General features: G+C 73.8%; 22 protein-coding genes. 7 read left to right on the top strand and 15 right to left on the bottom strand.

Annotation, left to right across the window (positions count from 1 at the left end; genetic code table 11):
• Nucleotides 1-46: 46 nt before the first annotated feature.
• Both ACYVP9_RS17430 and ACYVP9_RS17435 read right to left on the bottom strand, forming a co-directional pair.
• A complete protein-coding gene (locus ACYVP9_RS17430) occupies nt 47-346 on the bottom strand; it encodes a hypothetical protein (RefSeq protein WP_460606189.1) in 300 nt (99 codons plus the stop codon).
• An 87-nt stretch (nt 347-433) separates the two neighbouring features.
• Nucleotides 434-3,850 carry a bifunctional proline dehydrogenase/L-glutamate gamma-semialdehyde dehydrogenase gene (locus tag ACYVP9_RS17435; protein WP_460606190.1) on the bottom strand — a complete coding sequence of 1,139 codons (3,417 nt, stop codon included), beginning with the start codon at nt 3,848-3,850 and terminating at the stop codon, nt 434-436.
• Between the two features lie 91 nt (nt 3,851-3,941).
• Here ACYVP9_RS17435 and ACYVP9_RS17440 point away from each other — a divergent pair, with 91 nt between their 5' ends.
• Nucleotides 3,942-4,871 carry a LysR family transcriptional regulator gene (locus tag ACYVP9_RS17440; RefSeq protein ID WP_460606191.1) on the top strand — a complete coding sequence of 310 codons (930 nt, stop codon included), beginning with the start codon at nt 3,942-3,944 and terminating at the stop codon, nt 4,869-4,871.
• A complete protein-coding gene (locus ACYVP9_RS17445; RefSeq protein WP_460606192.1) occupies nt 4,868-5,521 on the top strand; it encodes a hypothetical protein in 654 nt (217 codons plus the stop codon). The genes ACYVP9_RS17440 and ACYVP9_RS17445 overlap by 4 nt, the downstream gene beginning before the upstream one ends.
• A 51-nt stretch (nt 5,522-5,572) precedes the next feature.
• On the opposite strand, the gene ACYVP9_RS17450 is transcribed toward ACYVP9_RS17445, so the two are convergent.
• The 4 genes from ACYVP9_RS17450 to ACYVP9_RS17465 all read right to left on the bottom strand — a co-directional run bounded on the left by ACYVP9_RS17450 (nt 5,573) and on the right by ACYVP9_RS17465 (nt 9,511).
• On the bottom strand, nt 5,573-6,169 hold the full coding sequence (locus ACYVP9_RS17450) for a GrpB family protein (protein ID WP_460606193.1): 597 nt from the start codon (nt 6,167-6,169) through the stop codon (nt 5,573-5,575).
• A gap of 47 nt (nt 6,170-6,216) precedes the next feature.
• Nucleotides 6,217-7,524, bottom strand: a complete 1,308-nt coding sequence (locus ACYVP9_RS17455) for an alpha/beta hydrolase family protein (RefSeq protein ID WP_460606194.1) — start codon at nt 7,522-7,524, stop codon at nt 6,217-6,219.
• 77 nt (nt 7,525-7,601) lie between these two features.
• Nucleotides 7,602-9,023: a GntT/GntP/DsdX family permease gene (locus ACYVP9_RS17460; protein ID WP_460606195.1), complete on the bottom strand. Its 1,422-nt coding sequence runs from the start codon at nt 9,021-9,023 to the stop codon at nt 7,602-7,604.
• On the bottom strand, nt 9,020-9,511 hold the full coding sequence (locus ACYVP9_RS17465) for a gluconokinase (protein ID WP_460606286.1): 492 nt from the start codon (nt 9,509-9,511) through the stop codon (nt 9,020-9,022). The genes ACYVP9_RS17460 and ACYVP9_RS17465 overlap by 4 nt, the downstream gene beginning before the upstream one ends.
• Before the next feature lie 92 nt (nt 9,512-9,603).
• On the opposite strand from ACYVP9_RS17465, the gene ACYVP9_RS17470 reads away from it, so the two are divergent.
• Complete coding sequence (locus ACYVP9_RS17470; RefSeq protein WP_460606196.1) at nt 9,604-10,509, top strand: haloalkane dehalogenase; 906 nt, start codon at nt 9,604-9,606, stop codon at nt 10,507-10,509.
• A gap of 7 nt (nt 10,510-10,516) precedes the next feature.
• On the opposite strand, the gene ACYVP9_RS17475 is transcribed toward ACYVP9_RS17470, so the two are convergent.
• The 4 genes from ACYVP9_RS17475 to ACYVP9_RS17490 all read right to left on the bottom strand — a co-directional run bounded on the left by ACYVP9_RS17475 (nt 10,517) and on the right by ACYVP9_RS17490 (nt 17,641).
• On the bottom strand, nt 10,517-12,892 hold the full coding sequence (locus tag ACYVP9_RS17475; protein WP_460606197.1) for an FtsX-like permease family protein: 2,376 nt from the start codon (nt 12,890-12,892) through the stop codon (nt 10,517-10,519).
• A 62-nt stretch (nt 12,893-12,954) separates the two neighbouring features.
• Nucleotides 12,955-15,372: a hypothetical protein gene (locus tag ACYVP9_RS17480; RefSeq protein WP_460606198.1), complete on the bottom strand. Its 2,418-nt coding sequence runs from the start codon at nt 15,370-15,372 to the stop codon at nt 12,955-12,957.
• On the bottom strand, nt 15,369-16,796 hold the full coding sequence (locus ACYVP9_RS17485; protein ID WP_460606199.1) for a sensor histidine kinase: 1,428 nt from the start codon (nt 16,794-16,796) through the stop codon (nt 15,369-15,371). The genes ACYVP9_RS17480 and ACYVP9_RS17485 overlap by 4 nt, the downstream gene beginning before the upstream one ends.
• Entirely contained in the window at nt 16,793-17,641 is an 849-nt protein-coding gene (locus tag ACYVP9_RS17490) for an ABC transporter ATP-binding protein (RefSeq protein WP_460606200.1), read from the bottom strand. The genes ACYVP9_RS17485 and ACYVP9_RS17490 overlap by 4 nt, the downstream gene beginning before the upstream one ends.
• A 177-nt stretch (nt 17,642-17,818) precedes the next feature.
• On the opposite strand from ACYVP9_RS17490, the gene ACYVP9_RS17495 reads away from it, so the two are divergent.
• Nucleotides 17,819-18,523 carry a response regulator transcription factor gene (locus tag ACYVP9_RS17495; protein ID WP_460606201.1) on the top strand — a complete coding sequence of 235 codons (705 nt, stop codon included), beginning with the start codon at nt 17,819-17,821 and terminating at the stop codon, nt 18,521-18,523.
• An 85-nt stretch (nt 18,524-18,608) separates the two neighbouring features.
• Nucleotides 18,609-19,001: a response regulator gene (locus ACYVP9_RS17500; protein WP_460606202.1), complete on the top strand. Its 393-nt coding sequence runs from the start codon at nt 18,609-18,611 to the stop codon at nt 18,999-19,001.
• A 13-nt stretch (nt 19,002-19,014) separates the two neighbouring features.
• Here ACYVP9_RS17500 and ACYVP9_RS17505 read toward each other — a convergent pair whose 3' ends face one another.
• The 5 genes from ACYVP9_RS17505 to ACYVP9_RS17525 all read right to left on the bottom strand — a co-directional run bounded on the left by ACYVP9_RS17505 (nt 19,015) and on the right by ACYVP9_RS17525 (nt 23,057).
• Nucleotides 19,015-19,587, bottom strand: coding sequence for a hypothetical protein (locus ACYVP9_RS17505; protein ID WP_460606203.1), 573 nt, complete (start codon nt 19,585-19,587; stop codon nt 19,015-19,017).
• Between the two features lie 12 nt (nt 19,588-19,599).
• Nucleotides 19,600-20,361 carry a maleylpyruvate isomerase mycothiol-dependent enzyme family protein gene (locus tag ACYVP9_RS17510; RefSeq protein WP_460606204.1) on the bottom strand — a complete coding sequence of 254 codons (762 nt, stop codon included), beginning with the start codon at nt 20,359-20,361 and terminating at the stop codon, nt 19,600-19,602.
• The gene (locus ACYVP9_RS17515; protein ID WP_460606205.1) at nt 20,340-21,191 is read right to left on the bottom strand and encodes a hypothetical protein; all 852 of its coding nucleotides are present in this window, start codon (nt 21,189-21,191) and stop codon (nt 20,340-20,342) included. The genes ACYVP9_RS17510 and ACYVP9_RS17515 overlap by 22 nt, the downstream gene beginning before the upstream one ends.
• A 22-nt stretch (nt 21,192-21,213) precedes the next feature.
• Nucleotides 21,214-22,317 (bottom strand): branched-chain amino acid transaminase, encoded by a 1,104-nt coding sequence (locus tag ACYVP9_RS17520; protein WP_460606206.1) that lies wholly within the window; start codon nt 22,315-22,317, stop codon nt 21,214-21,216.
• A 110-nt stretch (nt 22,318-22,427) separates the two neighbouring features.
• Nucleotides 22,428-23,057, bottom strand: a complete 630-nt coding sequence (locus ACYVP9_RS17525) for a TetR/AcrR family transcriptional regulator (RefSeq protein ID WP_460606207.1) — start codon at nt 23,055-23,057, stop codon at nt 22,428-22,430.
• Nucleotides 23,058-23,146: 89 nt separating this feature from the next.
• On the opposite strand from ACYVP9_RS17525, the gene ACYVP9_RS17530 reads away from it, so the two are divergent.
• Entirely contained in the window at nt 23,147-24,685 is a 1,539-nt protein-coding gene (locus ACYVP9_RS17530) for a flavin-containing monooxygenase (RefSeq protein ID WP_460606287.1), read from the top strand.
• 20 nt (nt 24,686-24,705) lie between these two features.
• On the top strand, nt 24,706-25,596 hold the full coding sequence (locus tag ACYVP9_RS17535; protein ID WP_460606208.1) for an SDR family NAD(P)-dependent oxidoreductase: 891 nt from the start codon (nt 24,706-24,708) through the stop codon (nt 25,594-25,596).
• Nucleotides 25,597-25,628: the final 32 nt, after the last annotated feature.

Below are 25,628 nucleotides of genomic sequence, written 5' to 3' on the forward strand. Positions count from 1 at the left end.
GGACGTGCTTGCGCCCGACCGTGGCGCGTCAATCATTTTCGCCGAGTCAGGCCTGCGTGCCGCGCCGCGATCTGACTGGCCGCTGCTGGCCGGTCACGTCGACAGGCAGGTCGAGAGGATCGGCGACCGCAGTCTCGATGAAAGTCCGCATCTCTTCACTCACCAGGATCTGTTCCTCGGCGATACCCCAAGCGAGTTGAAGCAGCGCTTCGTTCGGCTCGTTCACCGCTAGCAGCTCGCGTGCTGTTGGCAGCCAATGGCCGGCCGACGAACTGCCGAGCTCGTCGCACAGCTCGGCGACCCGAACACTCAGTCGCTCTAGGCTCCGGTCGTCCCGCGGTTCCATGCGTCCGAACGTTATCGGACGCGCCACCCCCAGAGCTGTTGTCGGCGCGCGTATTGCTGCGCTGAGTCATCGGGTCGGGCGTGTCGGCTACCGACTGACGGGGAGCACCTCGTCGCTCAGGTGGTCCGGGGTACCGAACCGATGGGCGGTGATGCTGATCGCCTGCTCGCGCAGGAACGGCAGCAGCTCGACCCGTCCGCTCTCCGTGACGGGCTGGGCGTACACCGCGACGTCCGGACGTCCGCCGACCGCGTCGTACACACCGGCAGCCGGCGCACCGACGACGCGCACCCGTCCGCCCTGCATTTCGCGCAATCGCGCGCGAAAGGCGTCGTCGTCCTCGACGACGACCTCGACACCGGCGGCAGCGAGCGCGCCCGTCGCCGGCAGAAGTTCGGAGGTCGACACGGTGACCTTGCCGCCGGTGATCGCGCCGGCGGCGGCGATGCGGACGGTCTCGACCGCGGCGCTCCCGGCGTGGCGGACGAGTACCGGGTGCGGACGGTAGCGCAGCACATTGCGCTCGACTCCCAGCTGCGACACATCGCGAGCGGTGCCGAACTCGTTGCGCCACGCGGCGGCGTCGGAGGCGAGAGACCGTGCGAGAAACGCGGAATCGCCGACGGCGTCGAGGATCTGCTGCTGCACGGGCAGCAACGTCCCGTCCGCCGTGGCCTCGGCCGGCGCCCAGTCGGAGAGTCCGACCAGGTAGTTCGGGCCGCCCGCCTTGGTACCGGCGCCGACCGCCGACTTCTTCCAGCCGCCGAAGGGCTGCCGCCGCACGATCGCCCCGGTGATGCCGCGATTGACGTAGAGGTTGCCGGCCTCGACGGTGTCGAGCCAGCGTCCGATCTCGTCGGGTGCGAGTGAGTGCAGGCCGGCGGTCAGGCCGTAGGCGACGTCGTTCTGCAGTGCGATCGCCTCGTCCAGCGTCTCGGCGGTCATGATGCCGAGCACGGGACCGAAGTACTCGGTGAGGTGGAACGCCGAGCCCGGTGCAACCCCGGTCTTCACGCCCGGCGACCACAGCCGGCCCTCGTCGTCGAGGCGGCGCGGCTCGACCAGCCAGCTCTCACCCGGCTGCAGCGTCGTCAACGCGTCGAGCAGCTTGCCCGATGCCGGTTCGACGAGCGGACCCATCCGCGACGTCGCGTCCGACGGCAGGGCCACGTGCAGCGAGCGGACGGCGTCGACGAGCTGGTTGCGGAAGCGCGACGAGCGGGCCGCCGATCCGACCAGGATCACCAGCGACGCCGCGGAGCACTTCTGCCCGGCGTGACCGAACGCGGACGCCACCACGTCCTTCACCGCGAGGTCGTAGTCGGCGCTCGGGGTCACCACGATCGCGTTCTTGCCGCTGGTCTCCGCGAGCAGCGGCAGGTCCGCACGGAAGGACCGGAACAGCTCGGCGGTCTCGTACGCGCCGGTGAGGATCAACCGGTCGACGCGCGGGTCCGCGATCAGCTCGCGGCCGAGCTCGCGCTCGTCGAGGTCGACGAGACGCAGCGCATCGGTGGGCACTCCGGCCGCATGCAGCGCGGCGACCATCACGGCACCGCAGCGGACGGCCTGCGGGGCAGGCTTGATCACGACGGACGAACCGGCGGCCAGGGCGGCGAGCGTCGACCCCGCGGGGATGGCCACCGGGAAGTTCCACGGCGGCGTGACCACGGTCAGCCCGACCGACTGATGCCGCGCACCGTCGACGTGATCGAGCTGCTCGGCGAGGTGGGCGTAGTAGTTCGCGAAGTCGATGGCCTCGGACACCTCGGGGTCGGCCTGGTCGATCGTCTTGCCGCACTCGCTCGCCATGACCTCGATGAGATCGGCGCGCCGGCGCTCGAGCTCGACGGCGGCACGACGCAACACCTCGGCCCGGGCTCGGGCGGGTTGGCTTCTCCAACCCGCGTCACGAGCGGCCGTCAGGACGGCGTCCAGCTCTTCCGTCGAGGACAGCCGCGCGGCCGCGACGAGGTCCGCTCCGAGGGTCGAGTCGGGCACCCGGGCGAGGATCGCCCGTCCCCACCGCTCGTTCGCACGGACGGCGGGATCGGTGTCGGCGGTGTTCGCGAACGTCGCCTGCACGTCGCCGGTCACGGGCAGGGACCGGTCCTGGTCGCGGTGCGATGCGGGCACGTCGCGATCGAGCGCGTCGAGCGAGGCGACGAAGCGCCCGTGCTCGCGGGCGAACAGCGCCTCGTCGTCGTGCACGTCGAAGACCGCGGACATGAAGTTGTCCTGGCTCGCGCCCTCTTCGAGCCGGCGCACCAGATAGGCGATGGCGACGTCGAACTCACCCGGGTGCACGACCGGCGTGTAGAGCAGCAGCGACCCGACGTCGCGGCGCACCGCCTCGGCCTGGCCGGTGGCCATGCCCAGCAGCATCTCGAAGTCGACGTCCGCGGTGACGCCGCGACGCTGCGCCAGCAGCCACGCGAACGCGACGTCGAACAGGTTGTGGCCGGCGACGCCGATACGGACGTTCGCCGTCCGCTCGGGGTGCAGCGCGTAGTCGAGCAACCGCTTGTAGTTGGTGTCGCTCTCCTGCTTGCTGCCCCACGTCGCGAGCGGCCAGCCGTGGACGGCGGCCTCGACGCGCTCCATCGGAAGGTTCGCGCCCTTGACCACGCGCACCTTGACCGGCGCGCCGCCGCCGGCGACGCGAGCGGCCGCCCACTCCTGCAGCTCGATCATGGTCGCGAGGGTGTCGGGCAAGTAGGCCTGCAGCACGATGCCGGCGCGCAGCGTGCGGAACTCGGGTGCGTCGAGCAGGCGGCGGAACACCGCGACGGTGAGCTCGAGGTCGCGGTACTCCTCCATGTCGAGGTTGACGAACTTCTGCGGCTGCGATGTCGCGGCCACCCGGAAGAGCGGGGTCAGCGACGACACGATGTGCTCGACGGCCTCGTCGAACGCCCATGCACTGTGCGGTGCGACCGCCGACGAGACCTTGATCGACACGTAGTCGACGTCGTCGCGCGACAGCAGCTGTTCGGTGCGTTCGAGCCGCCGCGCCGCCTCGCGCTCGCCCAGCACCGCCTCGCCGAGCAGGTTGATGTTGAGCCGCACCCCGCCGTCACGCAGCCGGGCGATCGCGCGGGCGAGCGGACGGGGCCGGGCGTCGATCACGAGGTGGCCGACCATGCGCCGCAGTACCCGCCGCACCACCGCCATGACCGGCCCCGGCGCGACCAGCCCGGCCACCGCGCCCAGCCGCACCGCCACGCGCAGGTGCCACGGCAGAAAGGCGGGCACCCGCCGGGCGAGGGCCGCGAAGTTGCGGGCGGCCACGCGCGGGTCCTCGGGACGGATGACCGCGTCGACGAACCCGACGGTGAACGCGAGGCCGTTCTCGTCCTTGAGCATGGCGGCGAGCTGTGCCGCGCTCGCGTCGGCGGGGATGCCGGCGGACACGTCGAGCCAGCGGCGGACGGTGGCGGTGACCTCGGGCTCGAGCGCACGCAGCTCGGCCGGTGAGTCGAGGGTGGGGACGGGGGCGACCATGCCTCCAGTGTCGACGCACGCGAACCGTCAGGTAAAGCGACGATTATCGTGGTTCGACCATCAGTTCTGCTGAAGTATGTCGAGGAGAGCGATGCTGGACGTCCGCCGCCTGCGGTTGCTGCACGAGGTGCACGTGCGCGGCACCATCGCCGCGGTCGCGAGCGCGCTGCACCTCAGCCCGTCCGCGGTCTCGCAGCAGCTCAGCCAGCTCGAGAAGGAGGCGGGCCACCCGCTGCTGCGCCGCGCCGGGCGCCGGCTGCAGCTCACCCCGCAGGGCGAGGTGCTGGTCGCGCACACCGGCGGCATCCTCGACCGGCTCGAGCGTGCCGAATCGGACCTGCAGGCCTCGCTCGGCGAGGCCACGGGCACCGTGCACCTCGCGATCTTCCAGTCGGCGGCGCTCGCGTTGATCGTCCCGATGCTGCGGACGCTCGCGCGCGACCACCCGCAGGTGCGGGTCACCATGACGCAGCGCGAGCCCGAGACGGCGCTGCTCGAGACGTTCGCGCGCGACTTCGACCTCGTGGTCGCCGAGCAGTACCCCGGTCACGCCGCGCCGTGGCACGGGGGCGTCGACCGGGTGGTGCTCACCCACGACGAGCTGCGGCTCGCCGTCCCCCGGCGCTGGCGTGACGTGCGCACGCTCGCCGACACCGCCGGACGGCCGTGGGTCGTCGAGCGCCACGGCGCGGCCTCGCGGCACTTCGCCGAGCAGGCCTGCCGGCAGGCGGGGTTCGAGCCGGACGTCCGCTTCGAGACCGACGACCTGCAGGCCCACGTCGCGCTGATCCGCTCCGGGGAGGCGTGCGCGCTCGTGCCGGACCTGCTGTGGCAGGGCCGCACCCCGCCCGTCCGCACGATCGAGCTGCCGGGCCGTCCCCGCCGGACGGTGTTCACCGCGACCCGCAGCGGTCTCGCCGACCGTCCGGCCGTGGTGGCCGTCCGCCGGGCTCTGGTCGAGGCGGTCGCATCGCGCGTGCCCACCGACCGCACAGCGCCACGAGGCACAATCGAGGGGTGACCATCGCGATCCTGCTGGCGTTGCTGCTCGGCGTGCTCACGCTGGTGCTCGGCACCTCGGCCGTCGTCGTGCTGTGGCCCGTCGCCGCGATCTCGTGGGCGGCGCTGTACTGCCTCGACAAGCCGGTGCGCCGGGCCGCGTGGCCCGTCGTGCTGATGGTGATGCTCGGTGCCGGGCTCGTCTACGACATCGGCGGGTGGGACTGGAACGGCTCCGGTCTCGCGAATCTGGTCCTGTTCGGTGCGCCGCTCGCCGTCGCCGTGCTGCTGATCGCGGTGTGCGGCGGCCCCGCGCGCATCAAGGAACGCCACGCGCAGGCGGACGCCCGCCGCCGGATGCTGCGGCAGGCGGCCGTGGCCGTACGGCGCGAGCGGCGCAAGGAACGCATCCGCGAGAAGACCGGCGTCGACGTCGACCTGCTCGGCGAGGTGACACGCGACCGCGCCGGGCGGGTGACCAGGTCGCTCGGCGACCGGGTGAACCGTCGGCTCGAGAGGCGCCGTCCCGCCGGCAGCCAGCCGGCCGGCCCGCCGCAGTGGCTCGACCTCGACAAGGACGTCTCACCCGACCTGTCGAAGCAGCAGCGGCGGGAGATCCTCGATCTGGCCGACCAGCTCGACGAGACGCGACCGCGTCCACGACCGCACTAGCGACACGATCCGGTACTCGTCGGGTTGCAGTGACGCGTCGACGCCGAGGCGTCAGCCGCCCGGCAGCAACCCGTGCGCCCGGAACAGACGGTCGTAGATCTCGCGGATCACGTCCTGCTTGCGCGCGTTGTAGTCCATGACGGCTCCGCCGCCCGGGATCGCGTCCCGCTTCGCCTGCTCGTACCGCGCGCGGTCGTCGTCGTGCTCGCGCAGCCAGTCGCGGAACATCCGGTGCCGGACGGTCTCCGGGCAGTCGGGTCCGAAGACGTGCAGGTTGGCTCCCGGCTCGCGGCGGTTCAGGCAGCGGTGCTGGTGCCACGACGGTTCGCGGACCACGAGCCGCCAGCCGGCCGCCTCGAGCGCGGGGACGTAGGCGTCCTCGTCCCGCGGATCGGGCACCTCGAGGTCGATGTCGATCACGTCCTTGGCCGCCAGGCCGGGCACGGACGTCGAGCCGACGTGCTCGACATGACGGGCGGTGTCGCCGAGCGCGGCACGGATGCCCTCGGCGAGGCTCGCGAAGCGTTGCGGCCAGGCAGGGTCGTACGGCACCAACCGCACCACCACGGGGGCGGGTGGGCCGTGGACCCACGGGTCCTCGTCCGGGTCGGGATCGTGGTGCGTCGTGATCTCGGCAGCGGTGGGCATCCGGACGAACTTACGCCGTCACCGGATGCCGGGCCGGGTTTCGCCCGTCACCCGCCGATCGGGGTGAGCGGGTTGCCCGGGGCGATCGAGCCGCAGTTCGTCGGCGCGGCCTGGCCCCCGAACCGTCCGAGCAGCCAGGCGTAGGCGTCGGGCAGCCACAGCGCTGCCGTCGCCACGTGGCTGGTCAGCTCGTACTGCTTGTAGCTGACCTTCAGCCCGTCGCGGCAGTACTGCCGGGCGAGCGAGCGCACGTCGCCGGCGATCATCACGCCGTCGCCGCGTCCGATACCGGGCTTGGTGCCGGGGGTGCCCTCGGTCTCGCCACCGGCGCCCTGCCCGACGAACAGCGGGACGGTCGGCGTCGGCTGCGAACCCAGGTTGAGCCGGTTCACCAGCTTCACGAACACGGGGACGCTCTCGGGCGTCGGGTACTGCGGCTTGGCCAGCTGCTTCCAGGTCAGGCCGGGATAGCGGCCGAGCACGGCGAAGATCTGCTGGTCCTTCACCTGGTCGTAGACCTGCTTGCCGTACGCGCTGAGGTAGGGCGTGAGGTCGACGCCGTAGGCGCGAGCGACCCCCACGATGGCCATCGGCATGACGCCGGCCCACACCAGGCTGCCCTCGACGTAGTGCAGGTTGTGGGCCGGGTCGACGAGAACTCCGCCGGACGCCGCGCCGACGATGCGCCTGTTCACGTCCGGGGCGTACGCCGGCGCGATCGCCGCGGCCCAGTTGGTGGCGATGGCGCCGCCGGAGTACCCGACCAGCCCGATGCGGGCGGACGCGGAGATGCCGGTCGCGCGCTGTCCCGACACCGCGCGCAGCGCGTCGAGGGTGGTGCGGCCGTACTCGGGACCGGCGGCGAAATCGGCCGTCGGACCCTCGGTGTCGGTGACGACGATGTCGTAGCCCTGCAGCAGGAACGGCGCCATCAGCAACGACTCGGCGTGAGCGGACTGCCCGCCGAAGCTGGTGCCGCCCGCGATGGCGCGCGACGGCGAGTCGGCCGGGCTCAACGAGTCGTAGAACGACTGGTACGACACGACCTTGTTCGTGGCGGCCACGCCCGGCGCGTGCAGCACCGACGTCGCGTTCGCGATGGCCTGGCCACGAGCGTTCTGCGTCCGGTACAGCACCTGGGTCACGTCGACGGGCAGCGGGACACCGTCGAGCGAGTACTTCAGCTCCCGGGTCTTGAGCACCGCACCGCGCGAGTACTGCGAGAGCGGCTTCGTGCCGGTCCAGCGGAAGAACCCGTCCGCCGCGCCCGCCGACGTGCCGCCACCGGTCACCGCCACCGTCGCGGTCACCGCGAGGACGGCCGTGGCCCCCGCCGAGAGAACCTTCCGGATCATCGCGTCACCCCTTCGCCATGTTTCCGACGAATCCGGACAGTACTACCGGTCGGTAACGTGTCCAGTCGATCTTGCGGTCACAGGATCAGCCACAGCACCGAGATGAAGGCGAAGCCCACGACCGAGATCAGCGTCTCCATCACCGACCAGGTCTTGAAGGTATCGCCGACGCCGATCTTGAAGCTCTGGCTGACCAGCCAGAACCCGGCGTCGTTGACGTGCGACAGGAACAGCGACCCGGCGCCCACCGCGAGGGCGAGCAGCGCGAGGTGCGTCGACGACAGGCCGTCCGCCAGCGGGGCGACGATGCCGGCGGCCGTCGTGGTCGCGACCGTGGCCGATCCGGTCGCGAGGCGCAGCGCCACCGCCAGCAGCCAGCCGATCACCAGCACCGAGACGCCGGTGTCGTTCGCGATCTTGCTGATCGAGTCGCCGACGCCCGCGCCGATCAGGGTCTGCTTGAACCCGCCGCCCGCGCCGACGATGAGCAGGATGCCGGCGATGGGCGCGAGCCCTGACCCGAGCTTGTCCGCGATCGCCTTGCCGTCGAACCCGACCGCGTAGCCGAAGGTGATCATCGCGAGGAGCACGGCGAGGAACAGGGCGACGAGCGGCTCGCCGATGGTGTCGAGCACGATGCGGACGCGGTTCTTCTCGTCGTCGTCCCAGACGATGTCGGCGACGGCCTTGGCCAGCATGAGGACGACCGGGAACACGATCGTCCCCAGGGTCACGGCGAACGACGGACGGCGGCGCAGGTTCTTGGCCAGCGGCCCGTCGTCCTGCTTCGAGGTGCTCACCCCGCCCGCGGACGCGGGTGCCTCGACCGGCACCCAGCGCGCGGCGACGACCGAGAACAGCGGACCGCAGATGATCACCGTGGGGATCGCGACGAGCAGGCCGAGACCGAGCGTGATGCCGAGCTGGGCGTTCACGGCGTCGATGGCGATGAGCGGACCGGGGTGCGGCGGGATGAGCCCGTGCAGCACCGACAGCCCGGCGAGGGCGGGGATCGCGACGCGCATCAGCGGCAGCTCGGCACGCTTCGACACCAGCACGATCACCGGCAGCAGCAGCACGAGGCCGATCTCGAAGAACATCGGCAGTCCGACGATCACCGCGACGAGCGCCATCGTCCACGGAACCGCCTTCGGGCCCGAGCGGGACACCAGCGTGTCGACGATCCGGTCGGCGCCGCCGGACTCGGCGAGCAGCTTGCCGAGCATGGCGCCGAGCGCGATGAGCAGGCCGACCTCCATGAGCGTCGACCCGACGCCGTCCTCGAAGTTGCCGATCACGTCCTGCGCGCCGACGCCGGCGACGAAACCGGTCAGCGCCGAGCCCGCGATGAGGGCGAGGAACGGGTGCACGTCGAAGGCGGCGATGAGCAGCACGATCAGCGCGATGCCCAGCACGGCGGCCACGACCAACCGGGTGTCGTGCAGCTGCCAGTCGTCGCTCTTCGCCGCGAGCGCCGCGGCCGCGGCCGCGGCCGTCACGACCGGTTCTCCAACTCGGACAGGATGCGGTCGACCTGGACGATCGGCGGCGGCCCGGTGTCGATGACGATCGCGTTCTCGGCCTCGCCCGGGCGCTCGAGGTCGGCGAACTGCGAGTCGAGCAGCGTCGTGGGCATGAAGTGGCCCTGCCGCCGGGCCAGCCGCTCGGAGATCTGCGCGCGGGTGCCGTCGAGGAGCACGAACACCACGTCGGACGGGTCGCTGCCCGAGCGCAGCACGTCGCGGTACGACCGCTTGAGCGACGAGCAGGTGACGACCCCTGGGGCGCGGGCGGCGGTGTGGCCGCGGATCCACTGCGCGACCCGTTCGAGCCACGGCCACCGGTCCTCGTCGGTCAACGGGTGACCCGAGGCCATCTTCTCGACGTTCGCCGCGGGATGGAGGTCGTCCCCCTCCTCGAAGTCCCAGCCGGTGCGACCCGCGAGCATCGCCCCGACCGTCGACTTGCCGCAGCCCGACACACCCATGATCACCAGGACCGGTCCGTTGTCGTCCACGGCGGGCAGCCTGCCCGTCCGCGGGCTCCGCTATGCGCGCGGTCGCGCACTACCGTCGGGTCATGGACGTGTTCCGCACCCCGGACGACCGCTTCGCCGACCTGGACGGGTTCGACTTCCCGCCGCGCTACGCCGAGGTCGACGGCGGACGGTTGCGCATGGCCTGGGTCGAGTCGGGCCCGGCGGACGGCGAGCCGGTGCTGCTGCTGCACGGCGAGCCGACGTGGTCCTACCTGTACCGGACGACGATCCCGCCGCTGGCCGCAGCGGGGTTGCGCGTGATCGCGCCCGACCTCGTCGGCTTCGGTCGGTCGGACAAACCAACCGACATCGGCGACCACTCCTACGCCCGGCACGTGCAGTGGGTGCGCGAGCTCGTGTTCGACGTGCTCGACCTGCGCGACGTCACCCTCGTGGGCCAGGACTGGGGCGGTCTCATCGGGCTGCGTCTCGCCGCCGAGCACCCCGACCGGTTCGCGCGGCTCGTCGCGTCGAACACCGGCCTGCCCACCGGCGACCACGGCATGCCCGAGGTGTGGCACCGCTTCCGCGAGGCGGTCCAGAGCGCGGAGGCGCTCGACATCGCCCGCTTCGTCGCGTCCGGGTGCGTGCGCGGTCTCGACGACGCGGCCCGCCACGCCTACGACGCGCCGTTCCCGGACGAGGCGTCCAAGGCGGGTCCGCGCGCGATGCCGGGATTGGTGCCGTACGCGCCCGACAACCCCGCGAGCGAGGACAACCGCCGCGCGTGGGCCGCGCTCACCACGAGCAACACCCCCGTCCTCGTCGCCTTCTCCGACAGCGACCCGATCACCGGGGCGATGGGACCGGTGCTGCAGCGCGCACTGCCCGGCGCCGTCGGCCGCGACCACCCGACCATCGCGCGCGCAGGCCACTTCGTGCAGGAGGACGCCGGCCCGGAGCTCGCCGCCGCGGTCGTCGCGTTCGTGCGCGACACCCCGCGCTGACCGGGCGTCACTCCCCCGGACGGGGACGCCGTGCGCCGGTCGCCGTCGTCGCGGCCAGCGCCGCGGTCGCCGAGACGGCGAGCGTCAGCCCGAGCGCGGCGACGGCCGGCCAGCCCGTGCTCGTCCAGGCGGGTGGCGACAGCGCGAGCCCGAGCCGCGGGGCGGTCTCGGCGACCACCACCCGGCACACCAGCCAGCCCAGCGCCGCGCCGGCGACGAGGCCGGGCAGGGTGACGAACGCGAGCGCCGCGGCGACGGCCCCCGCCAGGCGCGGCCGGGTCACGCCCATCGCCGCCGCGATCGCGAGTTGTTCGCGGCGGCGGCGCAGCAGCAACCGCGCGTTCTGCGCCACCAGCACCAGGAGCGCGAGCCCCAGCACCGCGAGCAGGATGCGCGTCGGCCCGGTGAGCTGGTCGAGGGCGGCGACCGCGGCCGGCGCGGACGGGTCGCCGAGTTCGTGGTCGCGCTGCAGCTCGGCGCGCATCGCCGACGCGGCCGCCGGGTCGGTGCCGCGGACGAACAGCGCTGCGTAGGGGACGGTCCTGGCGACCGTGCGCAACTGCGAGGCCGTCACCAGCAAGCTGCTGCCCAGCGGCTCGCGGGACACCACCGGCAGCACCACGACCCCGACGACCGTCAGCCGGGCGCCGTGCGGACCCGCGCGCAGCCGGTCGCCCACGCCCAGGCCCAGGTCGGCCGCCAGGCGCGGGCCGACGGCGACCTCGCCGGCGCGGGCCGGGACCCGGCCGGCGGCGACGGTGTACGGCATCCGTCCCGAGACCGCGCGACGGCCGTAGCCGACCACGTCCGCCCGGCCGGTCGCGGTGCGCACGAGCACGCTCGCGCTCGTCAGCTGCTCGGCCGCGGCGACCCGGGGGTCGCGCGCGAGCCGGGCGTCCAGGTCCGGGGTGTCGTCGATGACGGCGAAGTCGGCGCGCCAGCCGTAGCTGGCGGGCTGGTGGGACAGGCCCGAGACCCGGTCGTGCAGGCCGGCCGCGACCACGACGACGACGGTCAGCACGAGCACGCCCGCGAGCATGGAGCGGACGGGCAGCGAGGACGCGCCGCTGCCGCGCGGCCGGGCCAGCGCCCGCGCGAACCCGGTGGCCGCGCCGCCCGGTACGGCCGACCGGTCGAGGCCGCGGGTGCGCCGCACCGTGAACCACTGCGCCCGCGGCACGGATCGGCGGCCGGCCTGAGCCATCGCGGCGGCGACGGCTGCGAGCACCAGGGCCGACGCCACGAGGGCACCCGGCACCGCGAGCAGCGGTCGCGGCAGCCAGCCGGGGTGCGGCTCGTACCGCGCGAGGGCGCCGAGCGGCTCGACGAACGCCCCGAGCAGCGCCCCGCCGACCGCGCCGGCGGCGACCGCCAGCGCAGCGGGCACGGCGGCCAGCACCCGTCCGCCGACCCGGGACCGGATCGGCAGGCCGAGCGCGCGCTCGACCTGCTGGCTGTCGCGGGTGAGCTCGGCCCACCGTCCGGACAGCTGCGCCGCGACGAGCAACCCGGCGGCGCACACGACGAACAGCAGGGCGAACAACCCCGAGCGCAGCACCGTCAGGGCCGGGCCCACCTCCGTGTCGGGGCCGCGCCCCGGACGCTCACCGACCACCCACGGTTGCTGCGGCCTGCCGAACCGCGCCGTCAACGCCCGGTCGACGCGCTCGGCCGCCCGCGCGACGGCGGCCGCCGCGGCGGCGCCGTCGGTGCGCAGGAGCAGCGTCCGCGCGATCGTGTCCGGGTGGGCCCGCGCGAACGCGGGCGTCGCGACCAGCGAGTTGTAGGCGTAGCCGGGATGCGGGAAGCGGAACACCCCGACGATGCGCAGCGTGACCCGCCCGCCCGCGGGCTCGCCCACCCCGGTGCTGAAGCGCAGGAACTGCTCACCGCTGAGCAGGCCCAGGCCCACGGTGTCGCCGACCCGCAACCCCGACGCGACGGCGAGATCCTCGTTGACGACGGCCTCGTCCGGACGGTCGGCGCGCGCCGCCCGTCCGCCGATCACCACGGGACGTCCGACCGGGGTGTCCCCGAGCGGCGCGGCCACCGACGAGTAGCGCACTCCCGGGCCGTCGACGCGGCCCACCCACTGCGCCACCGAGGTCGCCGCGCGGACGCCCGGCATGCGCGCGACGGCGGCGGCCGCGTCGGCCACGGCGGCGCGGGCCGCCGGGCGCTGCGCCGCGCGCGGGGCGAGCTCGGCGAGCGTCACGCGCACATCGTCGAGCGCGGCCGCCCGCACGAGCCGGTCGTACGCGCTCTCGGTGCGCCACAGCACCGTCACCGCCGCGAGCGCGGCGCCGGCGAGCACGCCGCACACCAGGGCGAGGGCCAGCGCGCTGCGGCCGTGGGCGCGCAGCTCGTGGCGCGCGAGGGTCACGGTCGCGTCCCGCAGCGGCCCCCCCGGACCGCTGCGGGCGCGTCCCGAACCCCCCGGCGAGATCACGCCTGCCGCCCGGGCTGCGCGCCCGAAAGCAGCGTGGACATCGACCGTCGCTCCCGCAGCCGGACGACGGCGAGCGCGAACGCCGCGGCGCACGCGGCGAGGACGACCACGACCAGGGCGCCCGCGGTGAGCTCGGCCCACGCCGACCCGCGGGTCGCGAGGCCGAGGCGCGGCGCGATCTCGGCGACCGTGACCCGTCCCGCGGCCCAGCCGAGCGGCACGCCGACCACACCGGCGATGAGCCCGGGGACGACGACCGCGGCGGTGGCCGCGGCGACCACGCGGCGGGTCGGCATGCCGATCGCCTCGGCGATGGCGAGCTGGCCACCGCGGCGGCGCACCAGCTGCCGGCCGTGCCCGGCCACGAGCAGCAGCACCGCGCCCGCGAGCACCGCGAGAAGCACGCGTCCCGGGCCGACGAGCCGGTCCAGGGCACGGACGGTCGGCGGCGCGACCGGGCTGAGCGTGCCCGCGTTCGGCCCGAGCCGCGCGCGCACCCCCATCGCCGCCTGCTGGCTGGTCGCGCGCACGAAGATGTTGTCGTAGCCGCGCGAAAGCGCATAGGCGCGCAAAATCGGGAGGTTGACCAGCGCGTTGCGTCCGAGGGGCTCGTTCTCGATCGTCGGCAGCACGACGAGCCCGACCACCTGCGCCTGGAAGCGGCGTCCCTCCCGTCCGAGGAGGGTGACGCTGTCACCGACGCCGATGCGCAGCTCCTGCGCGGCGCTGGTGCCGAGGGCGATCTGGTCGGGCCGCTCGGGACGCGAACCGGACGCGAGCTCGTACGGCAGCTCGCCCTTGACCCTCGCCCGTCCGTACCCGGTGAGCGTGACCTGCCCCGACCCGGACGCGACCACCAGCGGCGCGTCGACGACGGTGTCGGCCGCGAGCACGCGGGCGTCGCTGCGCAGCACGTCGCGCAGGGCGGGGCTGTCGCCGGAGACGCTGAAGTCGGGCGTCCATCCCCAGCGGGCGCGGCTCGCCTCGATGCTGGCCAGCTCGTCGACGAGCACCACCGCGGCCGCCAGCGCGGCGACGATCGCCGCGGTGCTGGCGACCGTCGAGCGCACCCGCATGGCCGTCGCCCGGCTGCCGGCGCCCCGGCCGAGGGCGAGCGCGAGGTTCGCCCGCGCGCCGACGCGCACCCGCCGCGCCGCCCCCCGGCGGGGACCGTCCGTGCGGGTGACGCGATCGGCGCTGGCGGCCAGCGACACCAGGCCGCCGACGAGCAGCACCAGCGCGAGCACGACGAGCGGACCGGCCATGACCGGTGCCGCCTCCTCGATCCACCCGGGGTCCGGCTCGAAACCCTCGAGCGCGCCCGGCGGTTCGATGAACCCGCCGAGCAACGCCCCGACAGCCCCCAGCACGCCGGCGAGCAGGGCGGCAGGCAGCACCGTCAGCAGCCGGGACCGCAGCTGGTCGGCGCGCGAGAGACCGAGCGCATGCGCCGACGCGATGTCCGGACGCGACAGCTCCTCGAGCCGGCGGGTCACCTGCGCGGTCAGCAGCAGGCCGACGGCACCGACCACGACGAGGAACCCGAGCAGGCCCGTCCGCAGCACCGCGAGCGTCGGCTGCACGACGGGGTCGGGGGTCGCCCGCGGGATCGCGAGGTCGACGTAGGAGTAGAAGCCCGCGCCGTAGCGCTCGATCAACTCGTCGTTGAGATCGGCGACCTGCGTGCGCAGCGGCGGGGCGGGGGTGTCGTCGAGGCGCAGCAGCTGCAGCGAGCCGATACCCGCCTGCGTCGCGTAACGCTGGGCGAAGGCGGGACCGGCGAGGTAGCGGTTGAACCCGGTGCCCGAGTCGGGCGAGCGGAACACGCCGACCACCCGGAGCATCGCGTACCCGGCCTCGGGACGGGTCAGGGCCGTGTCGTTGCCGCGCACCTGCGTGGCGGCGAAGACACCGACCTGCACGCGGTCGCCGATGCGGATGCCGTCCTGGCGGGCGCGCTGCTCGTTGACCATGACCTCGCCGACGGCGGTGTCGGACGGCAACCGTCCCCGGACGACCACCGGCTGGTCGATGCCGTGCCACGGCGTGGTCGGCGCCCACACGGCGTAGTAGGTCGAGGCGGCCGCGACCGGTCGCACGTAGACGGCGGTCAGCTGCTGCAGATCGACGACGTCCGGACGGGCGAGGATGTCGGCCCGCACCCCGGCGAGGTCGATGCGCACCTGGTCCGACTGCGCGACGCGGTTGAACACGTTGTAGGTGCCCACCCGCGCGTCGGCCTGGCCGGTGCGCTCGACGAGCCGGTCGAAGACGCTGTCGCTGCGCAGCAGCACGGTGACCATCGCCAGGGTGAGGCCCGCGAACAGGCCGGCGACCACGCCGAGCACGAGCACGATCGAGCGACGCGAGCGCAGTTCGTGCCGGGCGAGCGCGACCGCCGGCCCGCCGCTCACGGGAGGTCCGCGGCCCGGCCGACGGGCGGGACGACAGGCGAGGGCACCGGGACGTCGATGGCGACCGTGGTGCCCTGGCCCGGGGCGGAGTCCCAGCGAACGCTGCCGCCGTGCGCACCCACCCGGTCGGCCATCGAGGTGCGGCCGGTGCCGTTGACGACCGTGGCGGGGTCGAAGCCGGGACCGTCGTCGCTCACCAGCACGTGCACGTGGTCGTCGCGTTCGTCGAGCCGGATGCGGACGGTGGCGTCGGGCGCGTGCTTGGCGGCGTTCTGCATGGCCTCCAGGCAGCAGAAGTAGAGCGCGGCCTCGAGCCCCGGGCTGTAGCGGCCGATCCGGCCGACCTCGAGCTGCACCGGCACCGGGCTGCGGCCCGCGGCCGAGCGCAGCGCGGGCTCGACGCCGCCGTCCATCAGCAGGGCCGGGTAGATGCCCTGCGCGAGCGAGCGCAGCTCCTGCACGGTGTTGCGGGCGTCGTCGCCGAGGGCGTCGAGCACCTCGACGATGTCGGCCGCGGGGTCGCCCTCGTCGACCATCTGGCGGACGAGGCCGATGGTGACCGCCAGGCCCAGCAGGTGCTGCTGGGCGCCGTCGTGCAGGTCGCGCTCGATGCGGCGGCGCTCGGCGTCGCCCGCGGTGACGATGCGGGTGCGCGACGCGCGCAGCTCCTCGTTCGTGCGCTGCACGTCGGCCAGGCTGGCCTCGAGTGCGACCGTCAGCGCGCGGTTGTGCAGGATCGCGGCCAGCAGCCGGCACGCCGAGCCGAGCGCCTCGTCCTCGGCGACGTCGTAGCGGGCCGCGCCGGGGCGGCGTCCGACGACGACCAGGCCGAACAGCTGGCCGGCCTCGGTGACGGCGCCGACGCGCATCGGCGCCCGGCGCAGGTCGCCGGGCGCGGGCTCGGCCAGCAGTTGCGGCAGCCATCGGCGGGCCCATCCCTCGCCGGCCACACCGGCGCGGGCGGCGGCGCGCAGGTCGGCGCTCGAGAACTCCGGGGCGGGCCCGACCTGGCCGAGCGTGACCGCGCGGCGCAGCTCGGGCGGGGTCGACCCGTCGGGCGTGCCGACGGCGATCCACAGCTCGACCCGCGGGCTGTCGAGGGCGGCCCGCAACGCCTCGGCGCTGCGCCGCAGCAGCTCGTCGGTGGGCAGCCGCTGCGCCACCGCCTCGGAGATGCGGCGGGTGACCTCGCCGGGGGCGCGGCGCAGCGACGGCACGGCGGCCCGCACGGCGCTGCGCAACGGACGGGCCGCGAGCACCCCCACGAGCACGGCGACGACGGTGCCGACGGTGACGGGCACGACGGCCTGGCGCTCGGGCAGCCGGCCGTGCACGAGGACGGCCAGCGCCAGACCCGACGCGCTGCCGAGCAGGGTCGCCGCGAGGACCGCGATCGGTCCGACGAGGCGACGGACCGTGATCACGACGGTGCCTGCGGGCCGCTCGTCGGCATCGCCGCCGCCGGCGAACGCACCTCCCCGCCGCCCGGGTGCGGGGAGCCGACCACGCTGCCGTCGCGCAGCACGACGACGCGGTCCGCGGCGGCCGCGACCGAGTCGTCGTGGGTGACGAGCAGGATCGTCTGGCCCTCGGCGTGCAACCGCGACAGCAACTCGACGATCTCGGCCGCGCCGCCGGAGTCGAGCGAACCGGTGGGCTCGTCGGCGAGCAGCACGGTCGGCTCGGCCGCCATCGCCCGGGCGATGGCCAGGCGCTGCCGCTCACCGCCGGACATCGTCATCGGGTAGTCGCGGGCCCGGGCGAGCAGGCCGAGCTGGTCGAGCAGGTCGGCGGCACGCTCGTTGGCGGCCCGGGTACGCACGCCGGCCACCTGGGCGGCGAACGCGATGTTCTGCTGCGCGGTCATCTGCTCGAGCAGCCGGAAGAACTGGAAGACGATCGCCACGTGCTCCCGGCGCAGCTGCGAGCGCTGCGCGGGCGAGGCGGCGGCGAGGTCGAGACCGGCCACCGTCGCCGTCCCGTCGTCGACGACCTCGAGACCCGCGATCACCGACAGCAGCGTCGACTTGCCCGACCCGGACGCGCCGACCACGGCCACGAACTCCCCGCGGCGCACGTCGAGGTCGACCCCCCGCAGCGCGCGCACCGGAGCGGTCGCGACGTCGAAGGTCTTGTGCACGCTGCGCAGGTGCACGACGGGCTCGTCGGGCCCCGGCGTCGGCCACGCGACCCCGCGGCCCGTGCCGCGCGAGCGGCCACGGCCGGCAGCGGGACGCGCCTCGGAGGCGCGGGGACGGCGGGCGATCACGGCGACACTGTAAGGAACCGGACGGGCCCCGGGGGACCCCTTCGGTGCCTTCCACGGGGGACCATCCTCCCGGGAGGTGGTACTACCACCACCTCCAGACACATGGTCCCCGGTCGATTGCTCGCAGATCGGACGAACGGGACGCGCGACCCGGGCCGCGCTGCTAGCGTCCGCCGCGTGACCGCCGACCCCACCGCGCCGGGCCCGACCGCGAACGCGCCGATCAGAGTCCTGCTCGCGGAGGACAACGCGCTGCTGCGCCAGGGTCTCGAGCGGCTGCTCGCCCACCAGTCGGGCATCGAGCTCGTCGGCTCCGCCGCGTCGCTGCCCGAACTGCAGCAGGCGGCGCACGCCCTGCGTCCGCACGTCGTCGTCAGCGACATCCGCATGCCTCCGACCAACACCGACGAGGGCATCGTCGCCGCCGCCGAACTCGGCACCCAGCTCCCCGACGTCGGCGTCGTGCTGCTCAGCCAGCACGTCGAGGTCGACTACGCCGTGCGCTTCCTCGAGGGTGGTTCGGCGCGGCGGGCGTACCTGCTCAAGGAGCGCGTCGGCGACGCCGCGGAGCTCGTGTCGGCGATCCGCACCGTGCACCAGGGCGGGTCGGTCATCGACCCCGTCGTCGTCGAGCAGCTCGTCGCCGGACGGGTCGGGCGTCCCGACTCGTCCTACGACCGGCTCAGCCCGCGCGAGCGCGAGGTGCTCGGCGAGATGGCGCTCGGCAAGAACAACGCCGCGATCGCCGCGTCCCTCGTGCTCACCGAGCGGGCGGTCGAGAAGCACACGAACGCGATCTTCGCCAAGCTCGGGTTCACCGAGGAACCGGACCTCAACCGCCGCGTCGCCGCGGTCCTCGTCTACCTGAGGCAGGCGGCGTGAGCCCGGCACCCACCGGCTGCCACCCCCCGGGAGTCACCGGGTTCCCGGCGTGCCGAGGCAGCCGACCGTGGGCACACTGGTCGGCATGAGCACGACGATCCCCGCGGGCGCCGAGACCGCCGCGCCCGCGCGACCGATCCGCGTCGTACTCGCCGACGACAAACTGCCGTTCCGCATCGCCCTGCGCCAGATGCTGCGCCGGGCCGCGGACATCGAGGTCGTCGGCGAGGCCGCGGACGGTGCCGAAGCCGTCGCCCTGACCGAGCGGCTGCAGCCCGACCTCGTCCTTCTCGACGTGCGGATGCCCGTCATGGACGGCCCGACCGCCGCCCGCACCATCAGCTCCCGCTGGCCCGGCACCCACGTGGTGCTCTGCTCCAGCCACGACCGCGCCGATCTGCCCGAGGACCTCGGCGCCCCGTACGTGCCGAAGGAACTGCTCGACGTCGCCGCCGTCCGCGCCGCGGCGCACGCCTGAGCCCCGGGCACGGCTACCGGATCTGCGCCGCCACCAGCTGCGCCGCGCGCACCGCGATGCGGCTTGCGTCCGCGACGTCGGGGCGCTTGCCCGTCACCGCTTGCACCTGCACCCGCACGTACACGTTCGAGACGAGCAGGTCGATGCGGGAGACGCCGCGCGAGGTGGTGCGGACTCCGTCGCCGCGGCGCAGCCCCGGCACCGACTGCCGCTGCCGACCCAGCTGGTCGAGCGCGTAGGCGAACTTGGCACCGGCCTCGCCGCCGACCCACCGCACACCGACGGTGAGCGCGGGCAGCGACGCCACCCCCACGGGATAGGCGCACAGCAGCGTGCCCCGCTTCGCGGTCGCCGGGCCGCCGATGAGCTGCCGCACCGACGCCACGGGGAGGAACGAGCACGGGTTCGGCCACTGCGAGCGGGGGGTGTCGTCGGCGAAGGCGTAGTCGTGCCCGCCGCCGGCGACGGTGGCCGGGTTCTCGCCCGGCAGCTCCCCCTCCGAATCGGACCCGCAGCCGCTGCAGAGCAGGGCCACCACGAGCGCCACCGCCGAGACACCCGGGACACGCTGTCGGTGTGACGCCACGTCACGCATCTTTCAGGTGATACGCACCGTGCGCCAGCGTCCGGCGACCTCGATGTCACCGGTCACGGTGACGGCGGCCGGCCGGTTCCACGCCCACAGGTAGACCGCGCCGGCACGTCCGGACACCACCGCGGCCGCGCCGGACGGGTCGTCGGTCGGTTCCGGACGCAGCTTCTCGCCGCCGAAGTCGACCGTCCACGCCGGACCCTCGTCGGGCGCGAGCACGAGCCGCGCGCCGTCCCAGGCACCCCGCTGCGACAGCGCCGCCGCGAACGCCCGGTTGCGCGCGAGGATCGCGAGCTCGGCCAGGCCGTCCTGGGCGAGCGCGGCGTCGACGACGGGGTCCTCGCCCGCCGCCGCCTCCGCGTCGGCGCGGTGCACCGCGGTCTCGTGCGCCTGCCGCCGCGTCCAGAAGTCGCGTCCGGAGCCACCCCGGTAGAAGCGGTACGTCTCGGCGTCCGGGTCACCGTGCGCGAGCACGTCGAGCAGCGCCGCGTGACCGTCGGCGAACCAGCCGGCGAGCGCCGCGTCCGGCACGTCCTCGCGGAACGCCGCGCTGCCGCCGGTCTCGTTCGTCGCGAGCGTGCGGCGGACGATGTCGGCCGACCACCGGTGCACGGCGCCGGTGTGGGCCACGAGCGTGCGGACGTCCCAGTCGGTGCCGGGTACGGCCGCGTCCCACCCGGCCCGGCCCGCCGCGGCGATCAGCCGTGGTCCGTCCGCCCGCAGGTGGTCGAGCAGCTCGGCGGGGGTCAGGGACGGGGTGTCGGCCACGCGGGCATCGTCCCACCGCCGACGGGGCCGCGGGCCGCCGCAACCGGGCGCGGATGCGTCGCGACGAGCGCGACGGCGAGCAGCATCGTCGCGGCGGCGAGCACCCCGACCGCCGGCCAGACCGGTCCCAGGTCGATCTCCGGTCGGACGTCGTAGCCGAGCCGGTCGCGGGCCTGGTCGCGCAGCAGCCGGCTGAGCTGCTCGAGCCGGTCGCCGGCGGCTCGCCGCACCAGCACGAACACCAGCGCCCACCACGTGCCGAACCAGGCGAGCAGCGCCGGCCACCACGCCGACCGCCACCGCAGCATGCCCGCCGCGCAGCCGAGCAGGGCGAGCACCGTGAGCACGACGAACAGACCCAGCTGCACCTCGAACGCGCCGAGCGCGACCACCTTGCGGTCGATCGCCCGCACCCGGAGCCAGCCCGTCGCGAGCGTGGCGGCCCACGCGATCGCGCACGCGACGGCGACGGCCGCGAGCACGACGTCGACCCGGCGGGGTGGGGTGCGGGTCCAGTTCCGCCACGCACCGCGCACGCCGGTCGCCGGTTCACCGGGGAACGTCTCGTAGGTCAGCGGTCCCGCGGACGGCGCCGGCGGGGTGGTGAGCACCGCCGTCCGGCGGGTGTTGGCTCGGGAGGCGGCGAGCGCCGAGACGACGGCGAGCCCCAGGTACAGCGTGACCGCGCCGGCGACGGCGGCCACGATGCGGCTGACGCCACCCCACGCCGCGGCCGCCGCGCACGCGATCGCGCAGAACAGCGCCGTGGCCGCCCACCCGAGCAGCAACGTCTCGCGCAGGACGTCCCAGGTCGTCGACAGCCAGTGCACGCCGTCCCCTCCCGGACGCAGCTCAGCCGAGCGGGGTCATCCAGCCGTGGGTGTCGGCCACGCGTCCGGTCTGGATGCCGACGAGCCGCTCGCGCAGCGCGCTCGTCACCGGGCCCATCGTGCCGTCGCCGACGGTGAACTCGCCGGACTCGCCCTTCACGGTGCCGATGGGGGTGACGACCGCGGCGGTTCCGCAGCCGAAGACCTCGGTGATCTGGCCCGACTCGGCACCCTCGCGCCACTCGTCGACCGAGATCTTGCCCTCCTCGGGCACGTACCCCAGATCGGACGCGACCTGCAGCAGCGAGTCGCGGGTGATGCCCGGCAGCAGCGTGCCCGTCAGCGCCGGGGTCACGATACGCGCGCCGGGACCGGAGCCGTAGACGAAACCGAGGTTGTTGCTGCCCATCTCCTCGACCCAGCGGTGCTCGAACGCGTCGAGCCACACCACCTGGTCGCACCCGTGGCGGGCGGCCTCGGCGGTGGCGGCGAAGGACGCCGCGTAGTTGCCGCCGCACTTGACCTCACCGGTGCCGCCGGGCGCGGCGCGCACGTAGTCGGTCGACAGCCAGACCGTCACCGGCTTCACGCCGCCCTTGAAGTAGGCGCCGGCGGGCGAGGCGATGAGCAGGTAGGCAAACGACTGCGACGGGGCGTTGACGCCGAGACCGTCCTGCGTGGCGATCATGAACGGCCGCAGGTACAGCGACTGGTCGACCGAGTCGGGCACCCACTCGCTGTCGACGGCGACCAGCGCGCGCAGCGACTCGACGAACGCCTCGGTCGGCAGCTCGGCCATCGCCATGCGGCGCGCGGAGCGCTGCATGCGCTCGGCGTTCGCCTCGGGACGGAACGCGGCCACCGACCCGTCGACCTGGCGGTAGGCCTTGAGGCCCTCGAAGATCTCCTGGCCGTAGTGCAGCACCGCGCACGCCGGGTCGAGCTGCAGCGGGCCGTACGGAATCACCCGGGGGTCCGTCCAGCCGCTGTCGGCCGTCCAGTCGATGCGCACCATGTGGTCGGTGAAGTGCGCACCGAAGCCGGGGTTCGCGAGTACCTGCGCGCGCTGCTCGGCGGACGCGGGGTTCGGGTTGCGCTCGACGGTGAACGATGTGGCGGACGTCATCCTCGAGATTCTAGGTCGTCCCACCACCGGCGTTCAGTGGCGCGGTTGCGCGTCGGGTGGCGCGGTATTCGGCGCCACACGGCGCCGGAACGCGCCACTCGACACTCCGGTCAGGCGAGGACGTCGGTGAGCGACGGGTCCCCGGCCACGGCCGCGACGATCGCCGGCAGGGCGCGGGTGATCGTCGTGAGCAGCTCGTCGCGCGACAGCGTCCGGTCGGCCAGCCAGCGCACCACGCACTCCTCGGCGTACGACAACCAGCCGTCGACGGCGAGCCGGGTCGCCGGCGTCAGGTCGACGCCGACGGCCGCATAGGCGAGCACGATGCGCCCGGCCATCGCGGCGCGGGTGTCGCCGAAGATCGCGCGCAGGTCGGCGTCGCCGCTGGCGGCGCCACGCACCAGGGACGTGTAGCTGTCGGGGTTCTCCTCGACGTGCGCGACGTAGGCGTCGACGGACGCGCGCAGCGCCTCGGCGGGCGGCAGGGCCGGGTCGGGTTCGGTGCGGCGCAGCATCTCGGCCGCGGCGGCCCGCGTGACCGCGGCGTGGAAGTCCTGCTTCGAGGCGAAGTAGTGGAACAGCAGGCCGCGCGAGATGCCGGCGCGCTCGGCGATCAACTCGACGGACAGTTCCTCGAGCGTGCGGGTCGACAGCATCTCGACGCCGAGCTCGATCAGCTGCGCCCGCCGCTGCTCCGGCGTCAGGCGGGTGCGCCTCACGGCGGTGTCGTTCGCAGCCACCGCATGAGCCTAACGCTGTTGAACGTGATTCAACAAACTGTTGACCAGCGTTCAACAAGGCCCCTACCCTCGGACGCATGACACAGACCGTGAAGCGCCCGGCGCGCTCGCGCGCCCGCACCGGCGGTGACCGGCGCGAGGTGGAGGTGTTGATCATCGGCAGCGGTTTCGCCGGCCTCGGCGCCGCGATCCGGCTCGCCAAGGACGGCGTCGACGACTACGTGGTCGTCGAGCGCGGCAGCGAGGTCGGCGGCACCTGGCGCGACAACAGCTACCCGGGCGCCGCCTGCGACGTGCCCTCGCACCTCTACTCGTACTCGTTCGAGCTCAACCCCGACTGGTCGCGCTCGTTCTCGCCGCAGCCCGAGATCCAGCGCTACCTCGTCCGCACCGCCGACAAGTACGGCGTGCGCGACAAGCACCTGTTCGACACCGACGTCACCCGCGCCGCCTGGGACGCGACCGCGCAGCGCTGGCTCGTCGACACCACGAACGGCGGCTTCCGGGCCCGCGTGCTCGTCGGTGCCGTCGGCGCGCTCGCCGAGCCGAGCCTGCCCGACATCGCGGGCATCGACGACTTCGCCGGCACGGTCATGCACTCGTCGCGGTGGAACCACGACGTCGACCTCACCGGCAAGCGGGTGGCGGTGATCGGCACGGGCGCGTCGGCGATCCAGATCGTGCCCGCCATCGCCGAGCGGGTCGCGCACCTCGACGTCTACCAGCGCACCGCGCCGTGGGTGATGCCGCGCCACGACCGCAGCTACTCCTCCGTCGAGAAGCTCGTCTACAAGCACGTGCCGTTCGCGCAGCGCATCGCCCGCGAGGCCATCTACTGGGGCCGCGAGTCGTACGTGCTCGGGTTCGCCTACGCGCCGAAGATCCTCGACGTCGCGCAGCGGGTGGCCGAGCGCAACATCGCGAAGGCCATCGACGACCCCGAGCTGCGCCGTGCGGTCACACCCGACTGGCAGATCGGCTGCAAGCGCATCCTGATCTCCAACACCTGGTACCCGACGCTCGCCCGCGACGACGTCGAGCTGGTCACCGACGGTATTGCGCAGATCCGCGAGAACTCCATCGTGACCCGGGACGGCACCGAGCGTGAGATCGACGTCCTGATCGTCGCGACCGGATTCCACGTCACCGACTCGCCCACCTTCGAGCGCATCGTCGGCCCGGACGGCCGCAGCCTCGCCGAGGTGTGGCGCACCGAGGGCCAACAGGCCTACAAGGGCGCGACCGTCGCCGGTTTCCCCAACCTGCTGTTCGTCATCGGACCCAACTGCGGTCTCGGGCACAGCTCGATGGTGTTCATGGCCGAGTCGCACCTGAACTACCTCTCGAGCGCGCTGCGGACGATGCGCGAGAAGGACCTCGCCACCTTCGAGGTGCGTGCGGACGTGCAGCAGCGGTACAACGAGAAGCTGCAGCAGCGCATGGGTCGCACCGTCTGGACCACCGGCGGCTGCGCGAGTTGGTACCTCGACGAGCACGGCAACAACACGACACTCTGGCCGGGGTTCACCTTCGAGTTCCGCCGGGCCACCCGCACGTTCGACCTGTCCGCCTACGAGACCACGCGCCGGTCCAGCGACCGCGCCGCCGTCCGCGCCACGAGCGCCTGAAAACCACGGGAGCAACCGTCATGACCACCATCCAGGGCAAGGTCGCCGTCGTCACCGGAGCCGGGTCGGGCATCGGCCGGGCGCTCGCCTACGACCTCGCGCGCCGCGGCGCGAAGCTCGCCATCAGCGACGTCGACGCCGCGGGCCTCGCCGAGACCGCCCGCCAGGTCGAGCTCATCGGCGCGCAGGTGCACCACACGAAGCTCGACGTCACCGACCGCGCGTCGGTGCTCTCGTACGCCGACGAGATCGCCCGCCACTACGGCCGGGTGAACGTCGTCGTCAACAACGCCGGCATCGCGTTCACCGGTGACGTCGAGAAGATGAGCTTCGAGCAGATCGAGCGCGTCATGGACGTCGACTTCTGGGGCGTCGTCAACGGCACCAAGGCGTTCCTGCCACACCTGATCGCCTCCGGTGACGGGCACGTCGTGAACATCTCCAGCCTGTTCGGCCTGCTGTCCGTGCCGGGGCAGAGTGCCTACAACGCCGCCAAGTTCGCCGTGCGCGGCTTCACCGAGGCGCTGCGCCAGGAGATGCTCGTCAACGGGCACAACGTGCAGGTCACGTGCGTGCACCCGGGCGGCATCAAGACCGCCATCGCCCGCAACGCCGGCGTGGTCGACGGCGAGGACCAGAAGTCGCTCGCCGAGTTCTTCGACGCCAAGCTGGCGAAGACGAGCCCCGAGTCGGCGGCGAAGTCGATCCTGCGGGCCGTGACCGGCAACCGTCCGCGCGCGGTCGTGGGCCTCGACGCGAAGGCGCTCGACGCGCTCGTGCGCCTCGTCGGCCCGGCCTACCAGCGGCTCCAGGTGCTGGGCATCAAGCGGGTCATGCCGCGGAAGCCGCTCGTGCCCGCCTCGTCCACCGAGCCGAGCCGCGTGAACGGCCGCAGCCGCAGCAGCGCCTGAGCGGCCGCGTCGACGGATCGATCGTCGGCGGG

Source organism: Jatrophihabitans fulvus, from assembly GCF_054781375.1.